The organism is Micromonospora sp. WMMD708 (assembly GCF_049315245.1).
GTDB classification, from domain to species: domain Bacteria; phylum Actinomycetota; class Actinomycetes; order Mycobacteriales; family Micromonosporaceae; genus Micromonospora; species Micromonospora wenchangensis.
Genome location: NZ_CP186060.1, coordinates 1,273,103 through 1,294,162, shown reverse-complemented (window position 1 = coordinate 1,294,162; position 21,060 = coordinate 1,273,103). Strand labels below are relative to the sequence as shown.

At 73.9% G+C, this 21,060-nt stretch carries 23 protein-coding genes, 1 pseudogene and 1 riboswitch; of the genes and pseudogenes, 13 read left to right on the top strand and 11 right to left on the bottom strand.

All coding sequences use genetic code 11. The annotated features are described in order from the left end of the window. Window positions 1-63 precede the first annotated feature (63 nt). The 3 genes from ACN260_RS05985 to ACN260_RS05975 form a co-directional block, all read right to left on the bottom strand. On the bottom strand, window positions 64-1,443 hold the full coding sequence (locus ACN260_RS05985) for a glycine--tRNA ligase (protein ID WP_145921257.1): 1,380 nt from the start codon (window positions 1,441-1,443) through the stop codon (window positions 64-66). A 116-nt stretch (window positions 1,444-1,559) separates the two neighbouring features. Next, window positions 1,560-1,952, bottom strand: a complete 393-nt coding sequence (locus ACN260_RS05980; protein WP_422756632.1) for a hypothetical protein — start codon at window positions 1,950-1,952, stop codon at window positions 1,560-1,562. Between the two features lie 336 nt (window positions 1,953-2,288). Beyond that, window positions 2,289-2,630 (bottom strand): antibiotic biosynthesis monooxygenase family protein, encoded by a 342-nt coding sequence (locus ACN260_RS05975; RefSeq protein ID WP_204959541.1) that lies wholly within the window; start codon window positions 2,628-2,630, stop codon window positions 2,289-2,291. A gap of 27 nt (window positions 2,631-2,657) precedes the next feature. Between ACN260_RS05975 and ACN260_RS05970 the strand changes: the two genes are divergently transcribed. The 7 genes and pseudogenes from ACN260_RS05970 (at window position 2,658) to ACN260_RS05940 (ending at window position 8,128) form a co-directional block, all read left to right on the top strand. Next, window positions 2,658-2,906 (top strand): DUF6703 family protein, encoded by a 249-nt coding sequence (locus ACN260_RS05970; RefSeq protein WP_422755046.1) that lies wholly within the window; start codon window positions 2,658-2,660, stop codon window positions 2,904-2,906. Window positions 2,907-2,960: 54 nt separating this feature from the next. Then, window positions 2,961-3,902 (top strand): metal ABC transporter substrate-binding protein, encoded by a 942-nt coding sequence (locus ACN260_RS05965; protein ID WP_422755045.1) that lies wholly within the window; start codon window positions 2,961-2,963, stop codon window positions 3,900-3,902. Beyond that, window positions 3,899-4,660 (top strand): metal ABC transporter ATP-binding protein, encoded by a 762-nt coding sequence (locus ACN260_RS05960; protein WP_422755044.1) that lies wholly within the window; start codon window positions 3,899-3,901, stop codon window positions 4,658-4,660. Before ACN260_RS05965 ends, ACN260_RS05960 begins: the two co-directional genes overlap by 4 nt. Window positions 4,661-4,663: 3 nt before the next feature. Continuing rightward, window positions 4,664-5,530: a metal ABC transporter permease gene (locus ACN260_RS05955; protein ID WP_422755043.1), complete on the top strand. Its 867-nt coding sequence runs from the start codon at window positions 4,664-4,666 to the stop codon at window positions 5,528-5,530. Between the two features lie 43 nt (window positions 5,531-5,573). Further along, a pseudogene (locus ACN260_RS05950) lies at window positions 5,574-5,876 on the top strand (ArsR/SmtB family transcription factor); the annotation flags it as partial. A 67-nt stretch (window positions 5,877-5,943) separates the two neighbouring features. After that, window positions 5,944-6,549 (top strand): hypothetical protein, encoded by a 606-nt coding sequence (locus ACN260_RS05945; protein WP_422755042.1) that lies wholly within the window; start codon window positions 5,944-5,946, stop codon window positions 6,547-6,549. Between the two features lie 103 nt (window positions 6,550-6,652). Continuing rightward, entirely contained in the window at window positions 6,653-8,128 is a 1,476-nt protein-coding gene (locus tag ACN260_RS05940) for a cellulose binding domain-containing protein (protein WP_422755041.1), read from the top strand. A 45-nt stretch (window positions 8,129-8,173) separates the two neighbouring features. On the opposite strand, the gene ACN260_RS05935 is transcribed toward ACN260_RS05940, so the two are convergent. After that, window positions 8,174-9,427: a cellulose binding domain-containing protein gene (locus ACN260_RS05935; RefSeq protein ID WP_422755040.1), complete on the bottom strand. Its 1,254-nt coding sequence runs from the start codon at window positions 9,425-9,427 to the stop codon at window positions 8,174-8,176. Between the two features lie 240 nt (window positions 9,428-9,667). Here ACN260_RS05935 and ACN260_RS05930 point away from each other — a divergent pair, with 240 nt between their 5' ends. Next, on the top strand, window positions 9,668-9,835 hold the full coding sequence (locus ACN260_RS05930; RefSeq protein WP_422755039.1) for a hypothetical protein: 168 nt from the start codon (window positions 9,668-9,670) through the stop codon (window positions 9,833-9,835). 95 nt (window positions 9,836-9,930) lie between these two features. On the opposite strand, the gene ACN260_RS05925 is transcribed toward ACN260_RS05930, so the two are convergent. Continuing rightward, window positions 9,931-10,434 (bottom strand): DUF6328 family protein, encoded by a 504-nt coding sequence (locus tag ACN260_RS05925; RefSeq protein ID WP_422755038.1) that lies wholly within the window; start codon window positions 10,432-10,434, stop codon window positions 9,931-9,933. Between the two features lie 126 nt (window positions 10,435-10,560). Continuing rightward, window positions 10,561-11,391 (bottom strand): alpha/beta fold hydrolase, encoded by an 831-nt coding sequence (locus ACN260_RS05920; protein WP_422755037.1) that lies wholly within the window; start codon window positions 11,389-11,391, stop codon window positions 10,561-10,563. 111 nt (window positions 11,392-11,502) lie between these two features. Beyond that, window positions 11,503-11,608, top strand: a riboswitch (TPP riboswitch). 75 nt (window positions 11,609-11,683) lie between these two features. Between ACN260_RS05920 and ACN260_RS05915 the strand changes: the two genes are divergently transcribed. From ACN260_RS05915 to ACN260_RS05905, 3 genes are read left to right on the top strand one after another with little or no spacing between them, the layout of a single operon-like run. Then, entirely contained in the window at window positions 11,684-12,274 is a 591-nt protein-coding gene (locus tag ACN260_RS05915) for an ECF transporter S component (RefSeq protein ID WP_422755036.1), read from the top strand. Between the two features lie 33 nt (window positions 12,275-12,307). Then, a complete protein-coding gene (locus ACN260_RS05910) occupies window positions 12,308-13,735 on the top strand; it encodes an ABC transporter ATP-binding protein (protein WP_422755035.1) in 1,428 nt (475 codons plus the stop codon). A gap of 55 nt (window positions 13,736-13,790) precedes the next feature. After that, window positions 13,791-14,591 (top strand): energy-coupling factor transporter transmembrane component T family protein, encoded by an 801-nt coding sequence (locus tag ACN260_RS05905; protein WP_422755034.1) that lies wholly within the window; start codon window positions 13,791-13,793, stop codon window positions 14,589-14,591. 137 nt (window positions 14,592-14,728) lie between these two features. On the opposite strand, the gene ACN260_RS05900 is transcribed toward ACN260_RS05905, so the two are convergent. Then, entirely contained in the window at window positions 14,729-14,980 is a 252-nt protein-coding gene (locus ACN260_RS05900; protein WP_422755033.1) for a hypothetical protein, read from the bottom strand. A gap of 390 nt (window positions 14,981-15,370) precedes the next feature. Between ACN260_RS05900 and gndA the strand changes: the two genes are divergently transcribed. Continuing rightward, window positions 15,371-16,816: an NADP-dependent phosphogluconate dehydrogenase gene (gene gndA, locus ACN260_RS05895; protein ID WP_422755032.1), complete on the top strand. Its 1,446-nt coding sequence runs from the start codon at window positions 15,371-15,373 to the stop codon at window positions 16,814-16,816. 265 nt (window positions 16,817-17,081) lie between these two features. On the opposite strand, the gene ACN260_RS05890 is transcribed toward gndA, so the two are convergent. The 3 genes from ACN260_RS05890 to recO all read right to left on the bottom strand — a co-directional run bounded on the left by ACN260_RS05890 (window position 17,082) and on the right by recO (window position 19,045). Next, window positions 17,082-17,267: a hypothetical protein gene (locus ACN260_RS05890; protein WP_422755031.1), complete on the bottom strand. Its 186-nt coding sequence runs from the start codon at window positions 17,265-17,267 to the stop codon at window positions 17,082-17,084. 72 nt (window positions 17,268-17,339) lie between these two features. After that, the gene (locus ACN260_RS05885; RefSeq protein WP_421486895.1) at window positions 17,340-18,116 is read right to left on the bottom strand and encodes an isoprenyl transferase; all 777 of its coding nucleotides are present in this window, start codon (window positions 18,114-18,116) and stop codon (window positions 17,340-17,342) included. Window positions 18,117-18,148: 32 nt separating this feature from the next. Next, window positions 18,149-19,045, bottom strand: a complete 897-nt coding sequence (recO, locus tag ACN260_RS05880; RefSeq protein ID WP_422755030.1) for a DNA repair protein RecO — start codon at window positions 19,043-19,045, stop codon at window positions 18,149-18,151. Between the two features lie 102 nt (window positions 19,046-19,147). Here recO and ACN260_RS05875 point away from each other — a divergent pair, with 102 nt between their 5' ends. Further along, complete coding sequence (locus tag ACN260_RS05875) at window positions 19,148-19,924, top strand: DUF4097 family beta strand repeat-containing protein (protein WP_422755029.1); 777 nt, start codon at window positions 19,148-19,150, stop codon at window positions 19,922-19,924. Between the two features lie 16 nt (window positions 19,925-19,940). Here ACN260_RS05875 and ACN260_RS05870 read toward each other — a convergent pair whose 3' ends face one another. Then, window positions 19,941-21,023: an acyltransferase family protein gene (locus tag ACN260_RS05870; protein ID WP_422755028.1), complete on the bottom strand. Its 1,083-nt coding sequence runs from the start codon at window positions 21,021-21,023 to the stop codon at window positions 19,941-19,943. Window positions 21,024-21,060: the final 37 nt, after the last annotated feature.

Below are 21,060 nucleotides of genomic sequence, written 5' to 3'. Positions count from 1 at the left end.
ACCGGAGAACGGACCGGCCCCGCCCCCGGTCGGGAGCGGGGCCGGTCCGGCGGTGCCCGCCGGTCAGCAGCCGGGCAGGCGCTCGATCAGGTAGCGCTCGACCTGGTCCAGGGCGACCCGCTCCTGGGCCATGGTGTCCCGGTTCCGCACGGTCACCGCGTCGTCGTCGAGGGTGTCGAAGTCGACGGTGACGCAGAACGGGGTGCCGATCTCGTCCTGCCGGCGGTAGCGGCGGCCGATCGCCTGCGAGTCGTCGAACTCGACCACCCAGCGCTTGCGGAGCTGGGCCGCAAGCCCCTTGGCCTTCGGCGAGAGCGCCTCGTTGCGCGACAGCGGCAGCACCGCCACCTTGACCGGGGCCAGCCGGGGGTCGAACCGCATCACGGTGCGCTTGTCGACGCCGCCCTTGGTGTTCGGGGCCTCGTCCTCGTCGTACGCCTCCAGCAGGAACGCCAGCACCGCGCGGGTGAGACCGGCGGCCGGCTCGATGACGTACGGCACCCAGCGCTCGTTGCGGGTCTGGTCGAAGTACGACAGGTCCACGCCGGAGTGCTTGCTGTGCGTCGACAGGTCGAAGTCGGTGCGGTTGGCCACGCCCTCCAGCTCGGCGAACTCGGTGCCGCCGAACCGGAACCGGTACTCGATGTCGACGGTGCGCTTCGAGTAGTGGGAGAGCTTCTCCTTGGGGTGCTCGTAGAAGCGCAGGTTCTCCTCGGACAGGCCGAGGTCGAGGTACCAGTTCCAGCGCTCCTGGAGCCAGTACTCGTGCCACTGCTCGTCGGAGCCGGGCTCGACGAAGAACTCCATCTCCATCTGCTCGAACTCGCGGGTGCGGAAGATGAAGTTGCCCGGGGTGATCTCGTTGCGGAACGACTTGCCGGTCTGCGCGATGCCGAACGGCGGCTTCTTGCGGGCGGCGGTCGCCACGTTGTTGTAGTTGACGAAGATGCCCTGGGCGGTCTCCGGGCGCAGGTAGTGCAGGCCCTCGTCGCTCTCCACCGGGCCGAGGTAGGTCTTCATCAGGCCGTTGAACATCTTCGGCTCGGTGAAGGTGCCCTTGTTGCCGCAGTTGGGGCAGTTCAGCTCCTGCAACGAGGTCAGCGGCTTGCCGTGCTTCTCGGCGTACGCCTCCTCCAGATGGTCGGCGCGGAACCGCTTGTGGCAGGACTGGCACTCGGTCAGCGGATCGACGAACTCGGCGAGGTGGCCGCTGGCCTCCCAGACCTTGCGGGCGAGGATGACCGCCGAGTCGAGGCCGACGACGTCGTCGCGCTGCTGGACCATCGCCTTCCACCACTGCCGGCGGACGTTCTCCTTCAACTCCACGCCGAGCGGACCGTAGTCCCACGCCGACCGGGTGCCTCCGTAGATCTCGCTGGAGGGGAAGACGAAGCCTCGGCGCTTGGCGAGGCTGACGACGGCGTCGATACGGTCGGCTGGCATGTTTCCTCCTACGCCGGCTGGCGGTCGGCGTGGCCATGAAGACGGGTGGGACCGGACGGCCCGGGACAACGGTACGACCAGCAGCGCCCCGGGCCCAGCAGAATACCGGGGACGGCTCAGCTCACCCCGCAGACCTCCATGCCGCCGCTCTGCTGGTCGGCGGCGAGGGTGACCTGCTGGGTGTCGCGCCCGCCGCCGCTGAAGGTCACGTCGACCGGCACGGTCAGGGTCTGCGGGTCGACGTCACCCACCCGGTAGCTGGCGACCGCCGGCTCCTCGGCGACCCGGCGGGTGAACTCGCCCCGCGACTCCCGCCGCCGTGCGTCCTCGCAGAGTGTGTCGTAGGCCTTGCCGTACTCCTTGGCGACCAGGGCGCGGTAGTAGTCCTCGGTGACCGCCTGGCCCTGTTCCTCGATGGCCTGCACGTTGCTGACCACCAGCCCGACGGCTGCCGCGCCACCGCCGCCGCAGCAGATCAGCAGGGCCAGCGCGCCGACGCCGAGGCCCAGCCAGAGTCGCTTGCGGCTGCCCTCGGTGGGCGGGGCGGCGAACGGCGGGGCGACCCCGGGCCCCGGGGGCGGCGGGGGGACCCCCGGGTCCGACGGCGGGGTGGGCGCGCCCGGCGGGGTGGGGGTTCCCGGGCCACCCGGGGCGGTGGGCGGCGGTGCGCCGTCCGGGCCGGGTGTCGCGGGGTACGGCGGTGGGGCTGCCGGGCCGGGAGCGGTCATAGGAGCAGGGTAGTGCCCCCGGGCCCGACGCTGCGGACACGCGGCCCGGTTCGGCTCAGCGGGGCGGACGCGCGGCCCGATCGGACCCGCTGCTGCGGACACGCAGCCGGATCAGGTTCAGCGGTGCGGACTCGCGGCCCGGTCGCTGTCGACCACGACCACCTCGCCGTCGGGGGCCGCGCCGGCCAGCGTCTCGTACGCCGAGGGTTCGTCGACCGACTCGGCGAGCAGCGGCACGGCGGTGATCTTGACGTCGAACCCCCCCAGCGCCCGCCGGTACGTCCCGACCGACTCCCACTCGGTGAGCAGGCACCAGTGCCGGGGGTCGTCGAGAGCGCGCAGCAGCTCACCGCGCCGGTAGCCGGGGCGGGCGGCGAGCGCGGCCAGCGCGGCGTGCGCCCGGGCGGTGAAGTCGTCCGCCGCCTCGACGGCGACCACGAACCGGTTGGTGACCAGCACCGGGTTCCTCCTCGTAGAGTCTGTGGGATGCAGCCTACGCAGCGTCCCCTGCTGGCCCGGGCGAACCCGACGTCGGTGTTCCTCGCCACCCTGGCGCTGGTGCTGGTGGCGCTCTTCGCACCCGGCCCGGTCGGTGGGCTGCTCCTGCTGGCGCTGGCCGCCGGGCTGGGCTGGCTGCTGACGGTCACCTGGCCGGTGCAGGCGCCGCAGACCCGGCTGATCCGGCTGGTGATGCTGACGCTGCTGGTGGCGGTGGCCCTGGTCAAACTCTTCTGACATGCACCCATGCGTTTTTGACAATCATTCTCGTTTTCACGGACAGTTGCCGACATGACCACCCGCACCCGCTTGCGCGCCCTGACCGCCGCCACCGCCCTGCTCGCCCTGACCGGTCTCACCGCCTGCTCGACCGGGGGCGCCGGGGCCGACCCGGACCGGGTGGACGTGGTCGCCGCCTTCTACCCCCTCCAGTTCGTCGCCGAGCGCGTCGGCGGGGACGCCGTCACCGTCACCAACCTCGCCAAGCCGGGCGCGGAGCCGCACGACCTGGAACTCAACCCGCGCCAGGTCGGCCAGGTCAGCGAGGCCGAGCTGGTCTTCTACCTCAAGGGCTTCCAGCCGGCGGTGGACGAGGCCGTCGCGCAGAACGCCGCTGACCGGGCCCTCGACGTGACGACCGTCGCACCGCTGCGCGACGCGACAGCCGGCGGACACGAGCACGAGGGTGAGGACGGTCACGAGGAGGAGAGCGGCGGCAAGGACCCGCACCTCTGGCTCGACCCGACCCGGCTGGCCACCGTCGCCGACAGGCTGGCCGAGCGGCTCGGCACCGTCGACCCGGACCGGGCCGCCGACTACACGACCCGGGCCCGGACGCTGCGCGGCGAGCTGGAGAAACTCGACACCGAGTACGCCGCCGGCCTGAAGACCTGCCAGCGCCGGGAGATCGTGGTCAGCCACGCCGCCTTCGGCTACCTCGCCGAGCGCTACCAACTGGAGCAGATCGGCCTCACCGGGCTCACCCCGGACACCGAGCCCGCCCCGCAGCGGCTGGCCGAGGTCGCCCGCGAGGCCCGCGAGCACCGCGCCACCACGATCTTCTTCGAGACGCTGGTCAGCCCGAAGGTCGCCGAGACCATCGCCGCCGAGGTCGGCGCGAAGACCGCGGTGCTCGACCCGATCGAAGGGCTCTCCGCTGACGGGGGTGGGGACTACCTTTCGGTGATGCGCACCAACCTGACCACGATCCGTACCGCCCTGGGGTGCTCGTGACCGCTCCCGTCATCCAGGTCGCGCACGCCACCGCCGGCTACGACGGCCGCCCGGTGCTGCGGGACGTCTCGCTGACCGTCACCGCCGGCGAGGTGGTGGCCGTGCTCGGGGCCAACGGCTCCGGCAAGTCCACCCTGATCCGGGCGGTGCTCGGGCTGGTCCCACTGGGCACCGGCACGGTCGAGCTGTTCGGCGTCCCGCAGCGCCGGTTCCGGCAGTGGCACCGGATCGGGTACGTCCCGCAGCGGCTCGGGGCCGGCAGCGGCGTACCCGCCACCGTCCGTGAGGTGGTGGCCTCGGGACGGCTGGCCCGCCGGGGCGTGCTGCGCCCGCCGGGCCGGGCCGACCGGGCCGCGGTGGACGCGGCGCTGCGCGCGGTGGGCCTCGCCGACCGGGCCGGCGACCCGGTGGCCACCCTCTCCGGCGGCCAGCAGCAGCGCACCCTGATCGCCCGCGCCCTGGCCGGCGGGCCGGAGCTGCTGGTGCTCGACGAGCCGACCGCCGGGGTCGACGCGGCCAGCCAGGAGGCGTTCGCCGGTGCGCTGCACGACTTCCTCGGCACCGGGGGCACCGTGCTGCTGGTCGCCCACGAGCTGGGTCCGCTGCGCCCGCTGATCAGCCGGGCGGTGGTGGTGCACCAGGGCGGCGTCTGCCACGACGGCCCGGTGCCCGAACCGGCCGGCCACCACGCCGAGCCCGACCACGACCACGTGCACCCGCACGGTCCCGAGGAGCCCGCCGGGCTGTGGAGCAGCTGAACGATGGACCTCTTCCAGTACGACTTCATGCAGCGGGCGCTGGTCGGCGCCCTGGTGATCGGGCTGGCCGCCCCCGCCCTCGGCATCTACCTGGTGCAGCGGCGGCTGGCCCTGATCGGTGACGGCATCGGCCACGTCGCGCTCACCGGCGTCGGGGCGGGCCTGCTGCTCAACCGGTCCCCGGTGCTGGTGGCGGTGGTCGCCGCGATCCTCGGCGCGGTCACCATCGAGCTGGTCCGGGCCCGGGGCCGGACCTCCGGCGACCTGGCGCTGGCGCTGCTGTTCTACGGCGGCATCGCCGGTGGGGTGATGCTGGTCGGCCTCTCCGACGCCAGCAGCGCCAACCTCAACGCCTACCTGTTCGGCTCGCTCACCACCACCTCCCCCGCCGACCTGGCCACCATCGCGGTGCTCGGCGCGAGCATCGCGGTGCTCATGCTGGCGCTGCGCCCGGCGCTGTTCGCGGTCTGCCACGACGAGGAGTACGCCCGGGTCGCCGGGCTGCCCGTGCGGGCGTTGAACATGCTGCTGGCGGTCGCCACCGCGGTCACCGTCACCATCGCCATGCGGGCCGTCGGCGTCCTGCTGATCAGCGCGCTGATGGTGGTGCCGGTGGCCACCGCGCAGCAGGTGACCCGGGGCTTCCGCAGCACCATGACGGCGGCCATGGCGCTCGGCCTGTTCGCCGCCGGGGCGGGGGTGTGGGTGGCGGCCACCGCCGACACCGCCCCCGGTGCCTCGGTGGTGCTGCTGGCGATCGCGTCGTTCCTCGTGGTGGCGCTTGCCGCGGCAGCCCGGCGGGTGCTGCGGCGCCGGGTCACCCCCGCCGTGGTCAGCGCGCCGGAGCCGCACGAGGTGGTGCTCCGGTGACGCCGACCGGCGTACCGTCACCGGTGTTGGTTACCGTTACGGGGTGACCGGCACCCACGGCTACGACGCCTTCGAGGGCGCGGGCGAGCTGCTCCGGGCGCTGTCCGCGCCGATCCGGCTGGCGATCGTGAGCGAGCTGGCCCAGGGTGAGCGGTGCGTGCACGAGCTGGTCGAGCAGCTCGGCGCACCCCAGCCGCTGGTCTCCCAGCACCTGCGGGTGCTGCGCGGCGCGGGGGTGGTGCGGGGTTCCCGGCGCGGCCGGGAGATCGCCTACGCCCTGGTCGACGAGCACGTCGCACACATCGTCGCCGACGCGGTCAGCCATGCCGGGGAGGGGCCGTCGTCCCCCGGCGAGCAGGCGACCGGGCGCGCGGGGGGTGCCGGGCGGCCCGCGTCGTGGCACGCTGTCGGCCGTGAAGATCTACGCTGACCGTTTTCCGGTCGCCCTCCGTCAGTTCCTCACCGATCTCCTCGTCGTCGCCTGGGTCTACGCGGCGATCCGCTTCGCGATGTGGCTGTACGACCTGGTGGAGAAGCTCGCCGTACCGGGGCGGAAGCTGGAGGGGGCCGGCGGCGGCCTCGCCGACAACCTGGCCGAGGCCGGCGGCAAGGTGGGCCGGGTGCCGCTGGTCGGCGACGAGCTGACCGGCCCGTTCACCAAGGCCGCCGACGCCGCCCGTGCGGTGGCCGAGGCCGGCCGCGACCAGCAGGACCTGGTGGGTCAGCTCGCGTTGGCGTTGAGCATCGCGGTGCTGGTCTTCCCGCTCGGGCTGGTGCTGTTCGGTTGGCTGCCGCTGCGGCTGCGGTGGATGCGCCGGGCCGCGTCGGCGAAGGCCCTCGCTGCCGGGCCGGCCGGCCGGGACCTGCTGGCGCTGCGCGCGCTGACCAGTCAGCCGCTGCGCCGGCTGACCCGGATCGACCCGGACGTGGCGCAGGCGTGGCGGCGCGGCGACGACGCCACCGTCGACGCGCTCGCCGCCCTGGAGCTGCGCCGACTCGGCCTGCGCGGTGGCCGCTAGGCACCGTCCCCTGTTGTGTCCCCCCGGCCCGCAGGCTTAGATGATGGTGAATGTCTTACGCCTGGTGGCCGTCGGCACGCACGGCCTGGAGAGGGGGCGTCCCATGCCCGTGTCCCGTATCAGGTCGATCATCGCGGCCGGGGCAGCCGGGGTGGTGGCGGTGCTGGCCGCCACGCTCGTCGGCCTGCCCCCGGCCCGAGCCGCCACCGGTGACGGCTCCCCCACCGACGCGAACATCGCCTTCGTCGGCCGCTGGGACCGCAGCAACAGCAGCGCGTACGTGCCGAACTGGGCGGGCGCCTATCTGAAGACCGGGTTCACCGGCACCACGGTCAAGCTGCGGCAACGCCGGACCATCGACCTCTACTACAGCATCGACGGGGCCGACTTCCGCTACCTGACCAACGTCAGCGGCACGGTCGACCTCACCCCGACCCCGCTGCGCGCCGGCAACCACACGCTGGTGGTGTCGTACCGGGTGGTCGCCGGCTCGTACACCGGGGACGCGGTGTTCCAGGGGCTCACCCTCGACCCGGGCGCGCGGACCCTGCCGGCGGTGGTGCGGCCCCGGCTGATCGAGTTCGTCGGCGACTCCATCACCCTCGGCACCACCTCGTCCCGCACGGCGCTGACCGCGTACGGCTGGCTGACCGGCGAGCAGCTCGGCACCGAACACACCCAGCTCGGCTACGGCGGAGGCTGCCTGGTCGCCACCGCCGACGGCTGCGTCAGCGTCGCCAGCCAGTTCCTCCGCACCGGGTACGCGGCGAACAGTCCGGCCTGGGACTTCAGCCGCTACCAGGCCGACGCCGTGGTGATCAACCTGGGCACCAACGACCGCAGTCACGGGGTGGGTGGCGCGGACTTCCAGAACCAGTACGCCACGTTCATCCGTACCGTGCGGGGTAGGTACCCGCGCGCGGCGATCTTCGCGCTGCGCACCTTCAGCGGCCGGTACGCCGCGGAGACCGCCGCCGCCGTCAGCACGGTCACCGGCGGCGGCGACCGCAACGTGTTCTACGTGGACACCACCGGCTGGCTGCCGGCCGACGGGTTGAGCGACTCGGTGCACCCGAACGACGCCGGGCACCGGGCGATCGCGGCCCGGCTCGCCCCGGTCGTCGCGGCGAAGCTGTCCACCACGCCGACGCCCACCCCCACCACGGCACCGCCCACCACCGCACCCCCGACCACCGCACCCCCGACCACGCCGCCGGCCACCACCGCGCCGCCGGTGACCACGCCGCCGGCCGGCGCGACCGGGTGCGCCGTCGGGTACGCGGTCACCGGGCAGTGGCAGGGTGGCTTCCAGGGTGAGGTGACGATCCGCAACACCGGCACCGCCCCCGTCGACGGCTGGACGCTGCAGTGGAGCTTCGCCGACGGCCAGCGGATCAGCCAGGCCTGGAACGCGGGCTACACGCAGAGCGGCGGCACCGTCCGGGCGACCAACGCCGGCTGGAACGGCACGATCGCCCCCGGCGCGACGACCAGCTTCGGCTTCCTGGCCGACGTCACCGGTGCGAACAACCGGCCCGCCGGCTTCACCCTCAACGGCACCGCCTGCACGCTGTCCTGACCGCGGTCGGGCGGCCCCGGACCGGGGCCGCCCGACCGCACACCGTCAGCGCAGGTAGGCCGCGAGGCCGAGCTGCTGGTTACGCAGGGCGGTGGCCACCACACCGGCGATCTGCCGGGCCCCGGCCGTCTCGAAGTGGGTGTGGTCGGCGCAGAAGAACGCGCCCACCGCGCCCGAGTTGTAGTCGCCGTTGTTCGGGCAGAGCTTGAGCGTGTTGTAGAGCGTGTAGCTCAGCTTGTGCAGGTCGATGACGGGGACGTTGTTGGCCCGCCCCGCGTCGAAGGTCTCGGTGAGGAAGCCCCGGTTGCCCACGGCGGTGCCGCCCGAGCAGGTGATCGCGGCGGCCGGGGTGAGGAAGACCGGGTACGCGCCACGCTGCTGGGCCGCGCGGGCCATCACGCCGAGCAGTTCCTTGTAGCGGGCCGAGCCGACGTGCCGGTTGCAGGTGGCGCTGCCGTCGTTGATGCCGAACTGGATGAACAGGTAGTCGCCGGCCTTCATCCCGCCGTTGGCGTTCAGCATCGCCTGCCAGCGGGTCGAGTAGGTCTGCGGGTTGATGACGCACTCGCCGGCCGCGTTCATCGTGGTGGTGACGTTCGGGTCGTACAGCCAGGTCTGGATGCTGCGTCCGCCGACCGCGCTGTTGACCACGGTGGCGTTGGCGTTGAGGTACTGGCCGAACTGGTTGCCCCAGCCCACCGGGCAGGCCCCGCTGGACGACGGGTTGGCGACCGTGGAGTCCCCCGCCAGCCACACGGTGACCGGCGGCTGCGTCGAGGGCGTCGGGGTGGGGGTCGGCGTCCGGGTCGGGGGCGGCGTGGGGGTGAGGGTGGGCGTCGGGGTCGGGGTGGGCGGCGGCGGGCAGGGGGTGACGGTCGGGGTCGCGCCGGTGCAGGAGACCCCGTTGAGCGCGAACCCGGTGGGCACCGGGTTCGCGGTGGTCCACGCGCCGTTGAAGCCGAAGCTGACGCCGGCCCCGGTCCCGATGGCGGCGTTGTAGCCGACGTCCTTCGCGCTGACCGCCGTCCCGGTCTGGGTGACGGTGGCGTTCCACGCCTGGCTGACCCGCTGCCCGCTGGCGAACGCCCAGGTGAGCGTCCAGCCGGTGACCGGGTCACCGAGGTTGGTGATGGTGACGTCCGCGCCGAAGCCGCCCTGCCACTCGCTGGTGACCTTGTAGTCGACCCGGCAGCCGGTGGCCGCCGCGGTGGCGTTGCCCGCCGCGACCGCCACGCCGCCCGCGAGGACCGCCAGGGTGATCGCGCCGAGTCCGGCGATCCGTCGTCGCGCTGCTCTCATGGTGTGCTCCTAGTCGCCGGTGCCGGGCCGGCGTCGCCCGCCCCCATCTGGACGGCCGCCCGAGCCCCGCGACGATGGCCGCACCCGGGACGGGAGGAGGCAGAAATCGATGTTACTCGATATCAATACGCTCTCCCACCTCCGCCCGGTCGGACCGGCGCACCGGGCGACGCCGCACCCGGCCGTGGCCGGTCGAGCTCGGTCGTCGGGCACCACCACCGGCTCGTCTAGGGTGGTGCGGTGCTCTACTTCCTGATCGTGATCGCCGTGCTGCTGCTGGCGTACGCCGCTGTGCTGGTCAGCTTCGTCCGGCGCGGCCGCAGGATCCCGCCGCAGGCGTACCTGGTGCTGGCGCTGCTCAACGGGCTCATCCTGGCGGCCGTGCTGGCCTGGGCCATCGCCCGCTGACCCACCGGCCGGTGGACGGGCCGGGGGCCCGCCCCGGCCGCCGTCGGCCAGGACGGGCCCCCGGCCCACCGCATCCACCACCACCCGCGGCGGGATCAGTCGCCGTTGAGCACCACCGGGTCGTCATCGTCGTCGTCGATGTCGTCCTCGCCCCAGTTGCGCCGGGCGAACGGCAGGATCACCCAGAAGGTCAGGAACCACAGGCCGGTGATCACGGTGAGCACCACGGCGATGCCGGTGTCGAGCACGAAGTCGGCGATCAGCAGGACCGCGCTCACCATCGCGACCAGCATGAAGGCCAGCCCGCCGGAGGCCATCCGGTGCGCGAAGCGGACCAGTTCCGGCTTGCGGCCCTGGCGGAACAGCGCCCGGTGGAAGGCGACCGGCGAGATGATCATCGCGGTGGCCGCGGCGGCGGACAGCAGGGCGAGGATGTAGACGTCCCGCTGGAACTCGCTGGTCCGGGTGAACCCGTTACTGAACGGCAGGGTCAGCAGGAAGGCGAAGAGGATCTGCACGCCGGTCTGGGCGACCCGCAGTTCCTGGAGCAGATCGGCGAAGTTGCGTTGCCATCGCTGCTTCTCGGATTCCTTCGACACGCGCTACCTCCGGTTCAGACGGTACGACCGACGGGGGGCACCCCCCGTCGGCAGCAACGCCTGTGCCCGATCCGCGATCGCCCGAAACCGATTCACGAACCCCGATCGGCCCGCGTGGGCGGATCCTCAGGCCGAGCCGTGCACGCGGGCCAGGATCACCTCGGCCAACGGGCCCGGCGCCTCGTCGGGAATCCAGTGGGTCACCCCGGAGAGCACCACGAACCGGTAGTCCCCCGACACGTGCCGGACGCACGCCTGCGCGGCGGCCCGCCCGATCGCCACGTCCCGGTCACTCCACACGTAGCTGGTCGGCACACCCACCGGACCGACCGCCTTCATGTCCCGCCCCGACATCGCCCGGTACCAGTTCAGAGCCCCGGTCAACGCGCCGGGCGTCCGCAGCGGCCCGGCGTACCCGGCCACCCGGGCCGGGTCGCCGACGCCGGACAGCAGCCGGCGCAGCACCACCCCCCGCCCGGCCAGCAGCACCCGCTCCGCCAGGCCCGCCCGGCGGAACAACGCCATGTACGCCGAGCGCGCCCGCTGCCGGCGGTCGGTGGCCAGCGCGTACCCGAAGGCGGCCGGGTGCGGCACCGAGACCGCGGTGAGGGTACGCACCCGCTGCGGATGCCCCGCGGCCAGCGCCCAGGCGACGACCGCGCCCCAGTCGTGCCCCACCACGTGCGCGGTGTCGACGCCCAACGCGTCCAGCACCGCCACCGCGTCGGCGACCAGCTCCGGCAGCCGGTAGGCAGCCACCTCGGCGGGACGGGCCCCGGGCGAGTAACCCCGCTGGTCGGGTGCGTACGTGCGCAGCCCGGCGGCGTGCAGGGCGGGCGTCACCGCGTCCCACTCCCCACCGTGCTGGGGGAAGCCGTGCAGCAGCAGCACCACGTCGCCGCCCTCGGGGCCACCGGCCCGTACGTCGAACGTCAGTCCCCGCGCCGCTACCCGCATGATCGTCAGACTACCCAGTGACCCGGACCCCCTCCCGGGCGTGCAATGCCGGGAACCATGACCTGCTGGGCCGTTGCCGCAGGTCGGTGCTAGCGTCTGCCGAGACAACTTCACATCCGACAGGGGAGCGCACAGCGCTGAGAGTGCGGGCACCGCCCGCAGACCCTCGAACCTGATCTGGGTAATGCCAGCGCAGGGAGTTCGGTCGACCTCCAGCCGCGCCGCCGTCCGGCTACCGCCGGGCGCGGCGTGCGTCTTCTCCTGGTTCGATCGCTGGACTGGGAGCACCGACATGCAGCACACCACCACCAACCGGTGGCGCACGATCGACATCGTGGTCGCCGCCGTGATCGCCGTGGCCTTCGGGGTCATCTTCTGGGCCTGGGGCCTGGTCTGGAAGGCCGCCGATCCGGTCTTCGCCGCCGCACCGGCCAGCCAGGCCGTGATGTACGGGGTGTGGCTCGTCCCGGCCGTGCTCGGCGGCCTGGTGATCCGCAAGCCGGGGGCGGCCCTGTTCTGCGAGGCCGTCGCCGCCACCGTCTCCGCGCTGCTCGGTGCGGAGTGGGGCGGCATCACCATCGTCCAGGGCCTGATCCAGGGTCTCGGCGCGGAACTGGCCTTCGCCGCGTTCCGCTACCGGGCGTACCGGCTGCCGGTGGCGGTGCTCGCCGGGGCGCTGACCGGGCTGAGCGCCGCCCTGTTCGACTTCTTCGTCTGGAACTCCGAGTACGCACTGGTCAGCTACCGTCTGCCGTACGCGGCGCTGACCGTGCTCAGCGCCGCCGTCGTCGCCGGCGTCGGCGGCTGGTACCTGACCCGGGCGCTCGCCGAGACCGGGGTGCTCGACCGGTTCCCCGCCGCCCGCGACCGCACGCTCGTCTGAGGCTGCCGTGGCGGGCGCGGAAGGGTCGGCGGCGTGGCCGGGGTGAGGCTGGGCGGCTTCGGCTGGCGGCACGCCGGGCGGCGGGCCTGGGCGGTACGCGGGGTCGACCTGCGCATCGACCACGGGGAACGGGTGCTGCTGCTGGGGCCGTCCGGGGCCGGCAAGAGCACCCTGCTCGCCGCGCTGGCCGGGCTGCTGCCGGCGGACTCCGGCGAGCAGGAGGGCACCGTCGAGATCGACGGCCTCGACCCGGCCAAGGCCCGCGAGCGGGTCGGCACCGTCTTCCAGGACCCGCAGTCCCAGCTCGTGATGGCCCGCTGCGGCGACGACGTCGCGTTCGGCCTGGAGAACCGGGGGGTACCCGGCGACGAGATCTGGCCCCGGGTGGACGAGGCGCTGCGTCGGGTCGGTTTCCCGTACCACCGGGACCGGCCCACCGCGGCGCTGTCCGGCGGCGAGCAGCAGCGGCTCGCCCTGGCCGGCGTGCTGGCGCTGCGGCCGGGGCTGCTGCTGCTCGACGAGCCGACGGCCAACCTCGACCCGGCCGGCGCGGACCTGGTCCGCACGGCGGTGGCCGGCGCGTTGGACCCCGACACCACCCTGGTCCTGGTCGAACACCGGGTCGCCGACGCCCTGCCCCTGGTCGACCGGGTGGTGGTGCTCACCCCCGGCGGCGGGGTGCGGGCCGACGGGACACCGGAGACGGTCTTCGCCGCGCACGGTGCCGCGCTCGCCGCCGAGGGGGTGTGGGTGCCCGGCCACCCCACCGTGACCCGGCCGGCCGCCGGACCGCCCGGCGGGTCGTTGCTCACCGCCGACCGGCTCGGCCTGCCGCCCCGGCTGGCCCCCACCGACCTGGCCGTACGCGCCGGCGAGGCGCTCGCCGTCGTCGGCCCGAACGGGGCCGGCAAGTCCACCCTCGCGCTGCTGCTCGGCGGGCTGCTCCGCCCCGGGGCCGGCCGGCTGACCGCCACCGCCGCACTGGCCGACGGGGACACCCGTACGCCCCCGCACCGGTGGCGGGCACCCGCCCTGGCCGGCCGGATCGGTTCGGTCTTCCAGGACCCGGAGCACCAGTTCGTCACCCGCACCGTCCACGACGAACTGGCCCTCGGTCCGCGCCGCACGGGTCGCCCCGAACCGGCCGTCCGGGCCACCGTGGACGCTCTGCTGGAGCGGCTGCGGCTGACCCGCCTCGCCGGGGCCAACCCGTACACCCTCTCGGGTGGGGAGGCCCGGCGGCTCAGCGTCGCGACCGCCCTGGCCACCGCGCCCCGGCTGCTGATCTGCGACGAACCCACCTTCGGCCAGGACCGCCGCACCTGGGGTGAGCTGGTCGACCTCTTCGCCGACCTGCGCGACGCCGGACACGGCGTGGTCACCGTCACCCACGACGGGGACTTCGTCGCCGCGCTCGCCGACCGGACGGTCACCCTGCGCGCCGCCCGGGAGCAGCCGTGACCGCCCCCGCCCCGCTCCCCCACACCGCCCCGGACGCCCTCGCGTGGGGGTGGGCATGATCGGGCTGGAACCCGTCGCGACGCCCGGTGCGCCGCTGGCCCGGCGTAACCCGGTGGCGAAGCTCGCGGCCGGGCTGGTCTTCTCGTTCCTGCTGGTGGCCAGCCTCGACCCGGTCGCGCCGGCGGTGGCGATCGCCATCGAACTGGCGCTGCTGCCACTGTTCGGCATCCGCTACCGGGTACTGGCCCGGCGGGCGTGGCCGCTGCTCGCCGGTGCCGTCGGCATCCTGGTCACCCTGGTGCTGTTCGCCGCCGACCGTTCCGGCCGGGTGCTCTGGGCGGCCGGACCGCTGCTGGTCACCTCGGGAGTCCTGGTCACCGCACTGGGACTGGTGTTGCGGATGCTCGCGGTCGCCCTGCCCGGGGTGATCGTCTTCGCCACCACCGACCCGACCGACCTGGCCGACGCGCTGGTGCAGAACGCGAAGGCCCCGGCCCGCTTCGCCATCGGCGCACTGGCCGCGTTCCGGCTGGTGCCACTGCTCGGTCAGGAGTGGCAGATGTTGACCATGGCGCGCCGGGCCCGGGGGGTGGACGCCGGCCGTAACCCGGCGGCCCGGCTGCGGCTCTTCGCCGCCACGGCGTTCGCCCTGCTGGTGGGGGCGATCCGGCGCGGCACCCGGCTGGCGGTCGCGATGGACGCCCGCGGCTTCGACGCCGGCACCCCGCGTACGGTGGCCCGCCGCCAGGTGTTCCGCCCGGCCGACTGGCTGCTCGTCGCCGGAGCAGCCGTCCTGGCCGGCGGCGCCCTCGCGGTCAGCGTCGCCCTGGGCACCTTCCGCCCCCTGATCGGCTGATCCGCCCGCACGGCCCGCCGAACGGCAGGCCGCCGATGCAATGGAGCCGAAACAGCGGTATCCGAACGCTCGGACACCGCTGTTTCGGCTCACTGGGTAACGGGCCGCCGGCCCGGACGGGCCCCGACCGAGGCGGGTCAGCTGCGGCGGAAGGCGTACCGGCGGTTCTGGCCCTGGGCGGTGGTGGAGCCGGCCCGGACCGACCGGCCCGACCGCGACGGCGGTGGGGGCGGCGTCGGCCGGGCGGCGGCGTCCGGGTGGGACGACGCGACGGCGAGGGGAACCGGGCGCGCGGGCGTCACGGTCAGTGCCGCGAGCGCCGACGCGTCCACCTCCACCGGGGACGGTACGGAACGACGGGACTTCTTCGGACTGCGCTTGGCGGGCATACGCTGCCTCCTGACGAGGTGCGGAGGGCCGCCCTGCCACACGGGCGGAGGGCGGGCGGTCGACGGACGGGATCTGCTCCGGACGGCCGGCCACGGGTCATCCCCTGCGGGGAGAAGTGGGAGACGCGGACGCCCGAGCACGCGGACCCGCGGCCTCGGCGGCGGGTCGGCTCTGGAGAGAAGGGCGTCAGATGCGCATGCCGTCACGCTAGCCGACCCCCGCACCCGACGCACCCGCTTTTCCCCGACGACGGTCACGGCCGACGGCGGCGGCCCCCGTCGGGCACACGAGACCACCCTGTGACACTGGGTGGACGGCGACCAGCCGGCCCTCGCGGGCGCGCGATACGGTCGCAGCACACAGGTGACGTGAGAGGTGGCGGGTACGACATGACGCAACAGGCGACGGCGCAGATCGGCGTGACCGGGCTGGCGGTGATGGGTCGCAACCTGGCCCGGAACCTGGCCCGCAACGGGTTCACCGTGGCGGTGCACAACCGTTCCCCGGAGCGCACCCGCAGCCTGGTCGCCGAGCACGGCGACGAGGGCACCTTCGTGCCGTCGGAGTCGCTGGCCGACTTCGTCGGCTCGCTGGAGCGGCCCCGCGCGGTGATCGTCATGGTCAAGGCGGGTGCCCCCACCGACGCCGTCATCGACGAGCTGGTGCCGCTGCTGGAGGAGGGCGACATCGTCGTCGACGCCGGCAACGCCCACTTCGCCGACACCCGCCGCCGGGAGGAGACGCTGCGCGAGCACGGGCTGCACTTCGTCGGCACCGGCGTCTCCGGTGGCGAGGAGGGCGCGCTGCTCGGGCCGAGCATCATGCCGGGCGGCTCGGCGGAGTCCTACCAGAAGCTCGGGCCGATGTTCGAGAAGATCGCCGCGCAGGTGGACGGCGTCGCGTGCTGCCAGCACGTCGGCCCCGACGGCGCCGGCCACTTCGTCAAGATGGTCCACAACGGCATCGAGTACGCCGACATGCAGCTCATCGCCGAGGCGTACGACCTGCTGCGGGCCGGGCTGGGGGCGACCCCGGCGGAGATCGCGGAGATCTTCCGGGAGTGGAACACCGGCGAGTTGGAGTCGTTCCTCATCGAGATCACCGCCGACGTGCTGGCGCACACCGACGCCGCCACCGGCAAGGCGTTCGTCGACGTGGTGCTCGACCAGGCCGAGCAGAAGGGCACCGGCCGCTGGACGGTGCAGATCGCCCTCGACCTGGGCATCCCGATCACCGGCATCGCCGAGGCGACCTTCGCCCGGTCGCTGTCCGGGCACGCCGGCCAGCGCGAGGCGGCCCGCCGCACCTTCGGCGACGCGGGCGAGAAGTGGCAGGTCGAGGACCGGGACGCGTTCGTCGAGGACGTCCGTCGGGCACTGCTGGCCAGCAAGATCGTCGCGTACGCGCAGGGCTTCGACCAGATCCGGGCCGGCAGCCGCGAGTACCACTGGGACATCGACCTGGGCGGCACCGCCACCATCTGGCGGGGTGGCTGCATCATCCGGGCGCGCTTCCTCGACCGCATCCGCGAGGCCTACGACTCGCAGCCGGAGCTGCCGACGCTGCTGGTCGCCCCGTACTTCGCCGACGCGGTGAGCGACGGCGTGCCGAGTTGGCGTCGGGTGGTGGCGGACGCGGCGCGGGCCGGCGTGCCCACCCCGGCCTTCTCCTCGTCGCTCGCCTACTTCGACGCGCTGCGCGCGGAGCGGCTGCCGGCGGCCCTGATCCAGGGCCTGCGGGACAACTTCGGCGCGCACACCTACCACCGGATCGACCGGGAGGGCGCGTTCCACACCCTGTGGGCGACCGCCGACCGCTCCGAAGTGGCCGGCTGACCGCACCCGCCCGACGCCGGTGCGGTGTCCGCACCGCACCGGCCCCGGGGCGGCGTGTCCGCCCGGGGCCGTGAGGACACGACGAACCGGTTCGGCGGGGCGTTCTCACGACATGGGCCCGGATACCGGTCCACGGCGGTCCGGCTGACCGGTGGCCGGCGGGGCCGGAGCTTCCGCCGGGCCGGTTGCCGGGACGGTCAGCGGGACGCCGGCCCGACCGGCGCACCTGCGGGCGGCCGGTCGGTGCCGTCCGGACGGCCGGCCGTCACCAGAACCGGCGACGGCGGGCCTTCTGCGGGCGCAGCACGTCGGCGCCCCGGGTCAGCATCCGGCTCACCCTGCTGGGGCCGCGACGGGCCTCCAGGGTGTGGCTCAGCCGGCGGGCGCCCGCCGCGGCCAGCGGCACGGCGACCGCCATGACCGCCCACTGTGCGATCCGCTTCTGAATCATGAGTGCTCACCCCTCCGCGATTGGCTGCTCACCAGGGGATACCCCGACGGTGAGATCACCAACCGTGGCCGGTCAGCGCGGCGGGGCGACCGGGTTGGGCAGCGCGCCGCCGAACCGGCGGTCCCGCTGGGCGTACAGCTCGCACGCGTACCACAGGTGGCGGCGGTCGAAGTCCGGCCAGAGGGTGTCCAGGAACACCAGCTCCGCGTACGCCGACTGCCAGAGCATGAAGTTGGAGATCCGTTCCTCGCCGGAGGGGCGCAGGAAGAGATCGACCTCGGGGACCTCCGGGTGGTAGAGGTACTTCGCCACGGTCTTCTCGGTGATCCTGTCCGGGTCGAGCCGACCGGCGGCCACCTCCCGGGCGATCGCGGCGGCGGCGTCGGCGATCTCGGCCTGGCCGCCGTAGTTGACGCAGAACTGCAGGGTCAGCGTCGAGTTGCCCCGGGACATCTCCTCGGCGGTCTGCAACTCGGCGATGACGCTCTTCCACAGCCGGCCCGCCCGCCCCGACCACACCACCCGTACGCCCAGGTCGACGAGCTGGTCGCGGCGGCGGCGGATGACGTCCCGGTTGAAGCCCATCAGGAAACGGACCTCGTCCGGTGAACGCCGCCAGTTCTCGGTGGAGAAGGCGTACGCCGACAGGTAGGGCACGCCCAGCTCGATCGCCCCCTCGACGGTGTCGAAGAGGCTGAACTCGCCCTGCTCGTGACCCTTGGTGCGGGGCAGGCCGCGCTCCTTGGCCCAGCGGCCGTTGCCGTCCATCACCACCGCGACGTGCTTCGGCAGCGCCTCGGCGGGCAGCGCCGGTGGACGGGCCCCCGACGGGTGCGGGGTCGGCGGCACCGGCTCCCGCCGGCCGGACCTCAACGATCGGATCACTCGGTCATCTCCCTGTCCACACCCTCCACACCCACCCGGGGCGGCAGCACCCGACCACCCGGCGCACCACCGGCGTCCCCGGCCGGCCCGCCGCCCACCGGGCCGGTGTCCGGCACACCGGTCGGCGGGCCACCCCGGTCGACCAGCGGCAGCGAGCGTAGCGCGCGTTCCAGGTGCCACTGCAGGTGCGCCGCGACCAGGCCGCTGCACTCCCGGCGTACCCCGGTGGCGGTGGCGTCGGCGACCTGCCAGTCGCCGCTGGTGAGGGCGGTCATCAGGTCGATGGTGGCCGGCGCGGGGTGGGCCGCGCCGGGCGGCCGGCAGTCCGGGCAGACCGCCCCGCCCGCCGGTACGGAGAACGCCCGGTGCCGCCCCGGGGTGCCGCAGACCGCGCAGGCGGTCAGGGCCGGCGCCCACCCGGCGAGGCTCATCCCGCGCAGCAGGTAGGCGTCGAGCACCAGCGTGGTGGCATGCTCGCCCAGGGACAGCGCCTTGAGCGCGCCGAGGGTGAGCTGGAAGAGCCGCAGCGACGGTTCCCGCTCGACGGGGGTGAGACGTTCGGCCGTCTCCGCGATCGCGCTCGCCGCCGTGTACCGGGGGTAGTCCCCGAGGAAGCGCCGGCCGTACAGGTCGATGCCCTCGACCTGGCTGACGCTGTGCAGCGAACTGCCGGTGTTGCCCTTCGGGTCCCCGGCGAGCTGGAGGTCGACGTGCCCGAACGGTTCCAGCCGGGCACCGAACTTGCTGGTGGTGCGGCGTACCCCCCGGGCCACCGCGCGCAGCCGGCCGTGCCGGCGGGTCAGCAGCGTGATGATCCGGTCGGACTCGCCCAGCTTCTGCACACGCAGCACCACCGCGTCGTCGCGGTAGAGCTGTCGGCGGTACCCGGCCATCGGGTCATTCTCTCTCGGGGTGGGAAATCAGGGTCGGATCGGGGTGGGTGGGCGCTGCGCCCCGGATGTGCGCCGGGGTGCGGCGGTCGTAGGTTGCTGGTCATGGCACTTCCCCGCAGCGCGGTCGCCCTCGGCGCGACCGCCGCCCTCATCCTCGCCACCGGGTGCGACACACTCGCGTTCCGGCGGCTGGACTTCGACACCACCGAGGCGGCGAAGATCGCCCGGATCACCGTCCGGCCCGGTTCCGGGGACGTCGTGGTGCGGGCCACCGGCCCGGCCACCGGGGTACGCGTCAAGCGGGTGCTCCGCTACCAGGGTGACCAGCCCGACACCACGTACCAGATCACCGGCGACGAACTGGTGCTGGACACCGGCTGCGGCCCCCGCTGCTCGGTGTCGTACGAGGTGACCGCCCCGCCCGGAGTGCGGGTGCAGGGCGAGACCGGCTCCGGCGACGTCGAGCTGGCCAAGATCGGCTCGGTCGACTTCTCCCTGGGCTCGGGCAACCTGCGGATCGCCGACGCCAGCGGCCCGGTGCGGGCCGAGACCCGCTCGGGCAACATCGAGGTGCTCAACGTCACCGGACCGGTCGACCTGCGGGCGTCCTCCGGTGACGTCACCGGCACCCGGCTCGGTGGCGACGTCTTCGCCGAGACCGACTCCGGCAACATCACGCTCCTGCTGAGCACCGCGGCCTCGGCGCGGGCCCACGCCGGCAGCGGGGACGTCGAGCTGACGGTGCCGGCGGGTCGCTACCGGGTGAAGTCGAACGTCGACTCGGGGGAGGCCGAGATCGGGGTGACCAACGATCCGACGGCGTCGCTGGTGCTCGACCTCGAGGCCGGCAGCGGGAACGTGACGGTCGTGCAGCGGTGAGGCGTCCCGGCGTACCTCACCGGGCCCTGGTCCCGGCGGTGTCGGCCCCGGCCGCCCGGGGGGCCGGGACGACGGGCGTCGCCGGCACCGGTCGGGCCGGCCGCCGGCCGGGGACCAGCTCGGGGCGGCGGCGGGCCGCCACGTCCTCGACCCAGCCGACCAGCAGGGTCACCACGCCGACCAGGAGGAAGACCAGCACCACCCGGATCGCCAGCCCCCACGGGTCGCGGGTCGACCAGCCGACCAGCCCGACCAGCGGGGTGAGCGCCACCACGAAGGGCATGTGCCACAGGTAGATGGTCAACGCGCGCCGGTTCACGATCGTCACCAGCCGGCCGACGATCCGGTTGCGGTCCACCCAGGCGGCCGTGGTCGGGGCCCGGCCGATGACGACCAGGATGAACGCCGCCGACCACAGGGCGTTGCCCAGCGGGATGTCGTTGAGGTCGTAGCCGCGTGGCCCGGGGTGGGCGAGGATCCAGCCGGCGCCGGCCCCGGCCAGCAGCAACGCCATGGGCACCAGCACCCGGCCGGCCAGCCGGCGCAGCAGCCCGTCGTGGTGGGCGAAGCCGAGCAGCCAGGCGCCGAAGTACAGGCCGAAGTCGCGCAGCACCGCCGAGGTGGTGGTCAGCAGGCCCGCCTCGACCGCGATCAACAGCAGGTAGGGGGCGGCCAGGGTGGGCAGCGGGGCCCGACGGAACAGCCACAGCGCCACCGGGGAGGCGAGCACGAACCACAGGTAGTCCCGCAGGTACCAGATCGGGCTGAGCGCGAGCGCACCCCAGTAGTTGGCCGGTGGGTCGGTGACGGGGAACAGCCAGAGCACCACCCGGGGGGTGAACGCCAGCCCGTTGAGCAGCATCGCCGGGACGAAGACCACCGCCACCACCCACAGCGAGGGCAGCAGCCGACGCAGTCGACGCCCGACGGCGGGCACGCCGGACCGGTCCAGTGACGCCGCCATCAGCGACCCGGCCAGGGCGAACATGACCGACATGGCCGGGAAGACCAGCGTCAGCGAGGCCAGCCCGGTGACGTGGTAGACCACGACCCGGACGACGGCCAGGAACCGGAGCAGATCCAGATATCGGTTACGCATCAGGCTGCATCTATGTGGGGGGCGGGATGGACGTCCC

Coding starts and splice junctions, on each gene's coding strand:
- ACN260_RS05985 (WP_145921257.1), bottom strand. CDS start 1,443: ATGCCAGCCGACCGTATCGACGCCGTCGTCAGCCTCGCCAAGCGCCGA.
- ACN260_RS05970 (WP_422755046.1), top strand. CDS start 2,658: ATGCAGCCTACGCAGCGTCCCCTGCTGGCCCGGGCGAACCCGACGTCG.
- ACN260_RS05965 (WP_422755045.1), top strand. CDS start 2,961: ATGACCACCCGCACCCGCTTGCGCGCCCTGACCGCCGCCACCGCCCTG.
- ACN260_RS05955 (WP_422755043.1), top strand. CDS start 4,664: ATGGACCTCTTCCAGTACGACTTCATGCAGCGGGCGCTGGTCGGCGCC.
- ACN260_RS05940 (WP_422755041.1), top strand. CDS start 6,653: ATGCCCGTGTCCCGTATCAGGTCGATCATCGCGGCCGGGGCAGCCGGG.
- ACN260_RS05935 (WP_422755040.1), bottom strand. CDS start 9,427: ATGAGAGCAGCGCGACGACGGATCGCCGGACTCGGCGCGATCACCCTG.
- ACN260_RS05920 (WP_422755037.1), bottom strand. CDS start 11,391: ATGCGGGTAGCGGCGCGGGGACTGACGTTCGACGTACGGGCCGGTGGC.
- ACN260_RS05915 (WP_422755036.1), top strand. CDS start 11,684: ATGCAGCACACCACCACCAACCGGTGGCGCACGATCGACATCGTGGTC.
- ACN260_RS05905 (WP_422755034.1), top strand. CDS start 13,791: ATGATCGGGCTGGAACCCGTCGCGACGCCCGGTGCGCCGCTGGCCCGG.
- ACN260_RS05900 (WP_422755033.1), bottom strand. CDS start 14,980: ATGCCCGCCAAGCGCAGTCCGAAGAAGTCCCGTCGTTCCGTACCGTCC.
- gndA (WP_422755032.1), top strand. CDS start 15,371: ATGACGCAACAGGCGACGGCGCAGATCGGCGTGACCGGGCTGGCGGTG.
- ACN260_RS05890 (WP_422755031.1), bottom strand. CDS start 17,267: ATGATTCAGAAGCGGATCGCACAGTGGGCGGTCATGGCGGTCGCCGTG.
- recO (WP_422755030.1), bottom strand. CDS start 19,045: ATGGCCGGGTACCGCCGACAGCTCTACCGCGACGACGCGGTGGTGCTG.
- ACN260_RS05875 (WP_422755029.1), top strand. CDS start 19,148: ATGGCACTTCCCCGCAGCGCGGTCGCCCTCGGCGCGACCGCCGCCCTC.
- ACN260_RS05870 (WP_422755028.1), bottom strand. CDS start 21,023: ATGCGTAACCGATATCTGGATCTGCTCCGGTTCCTGGCCGTCGTCCGG.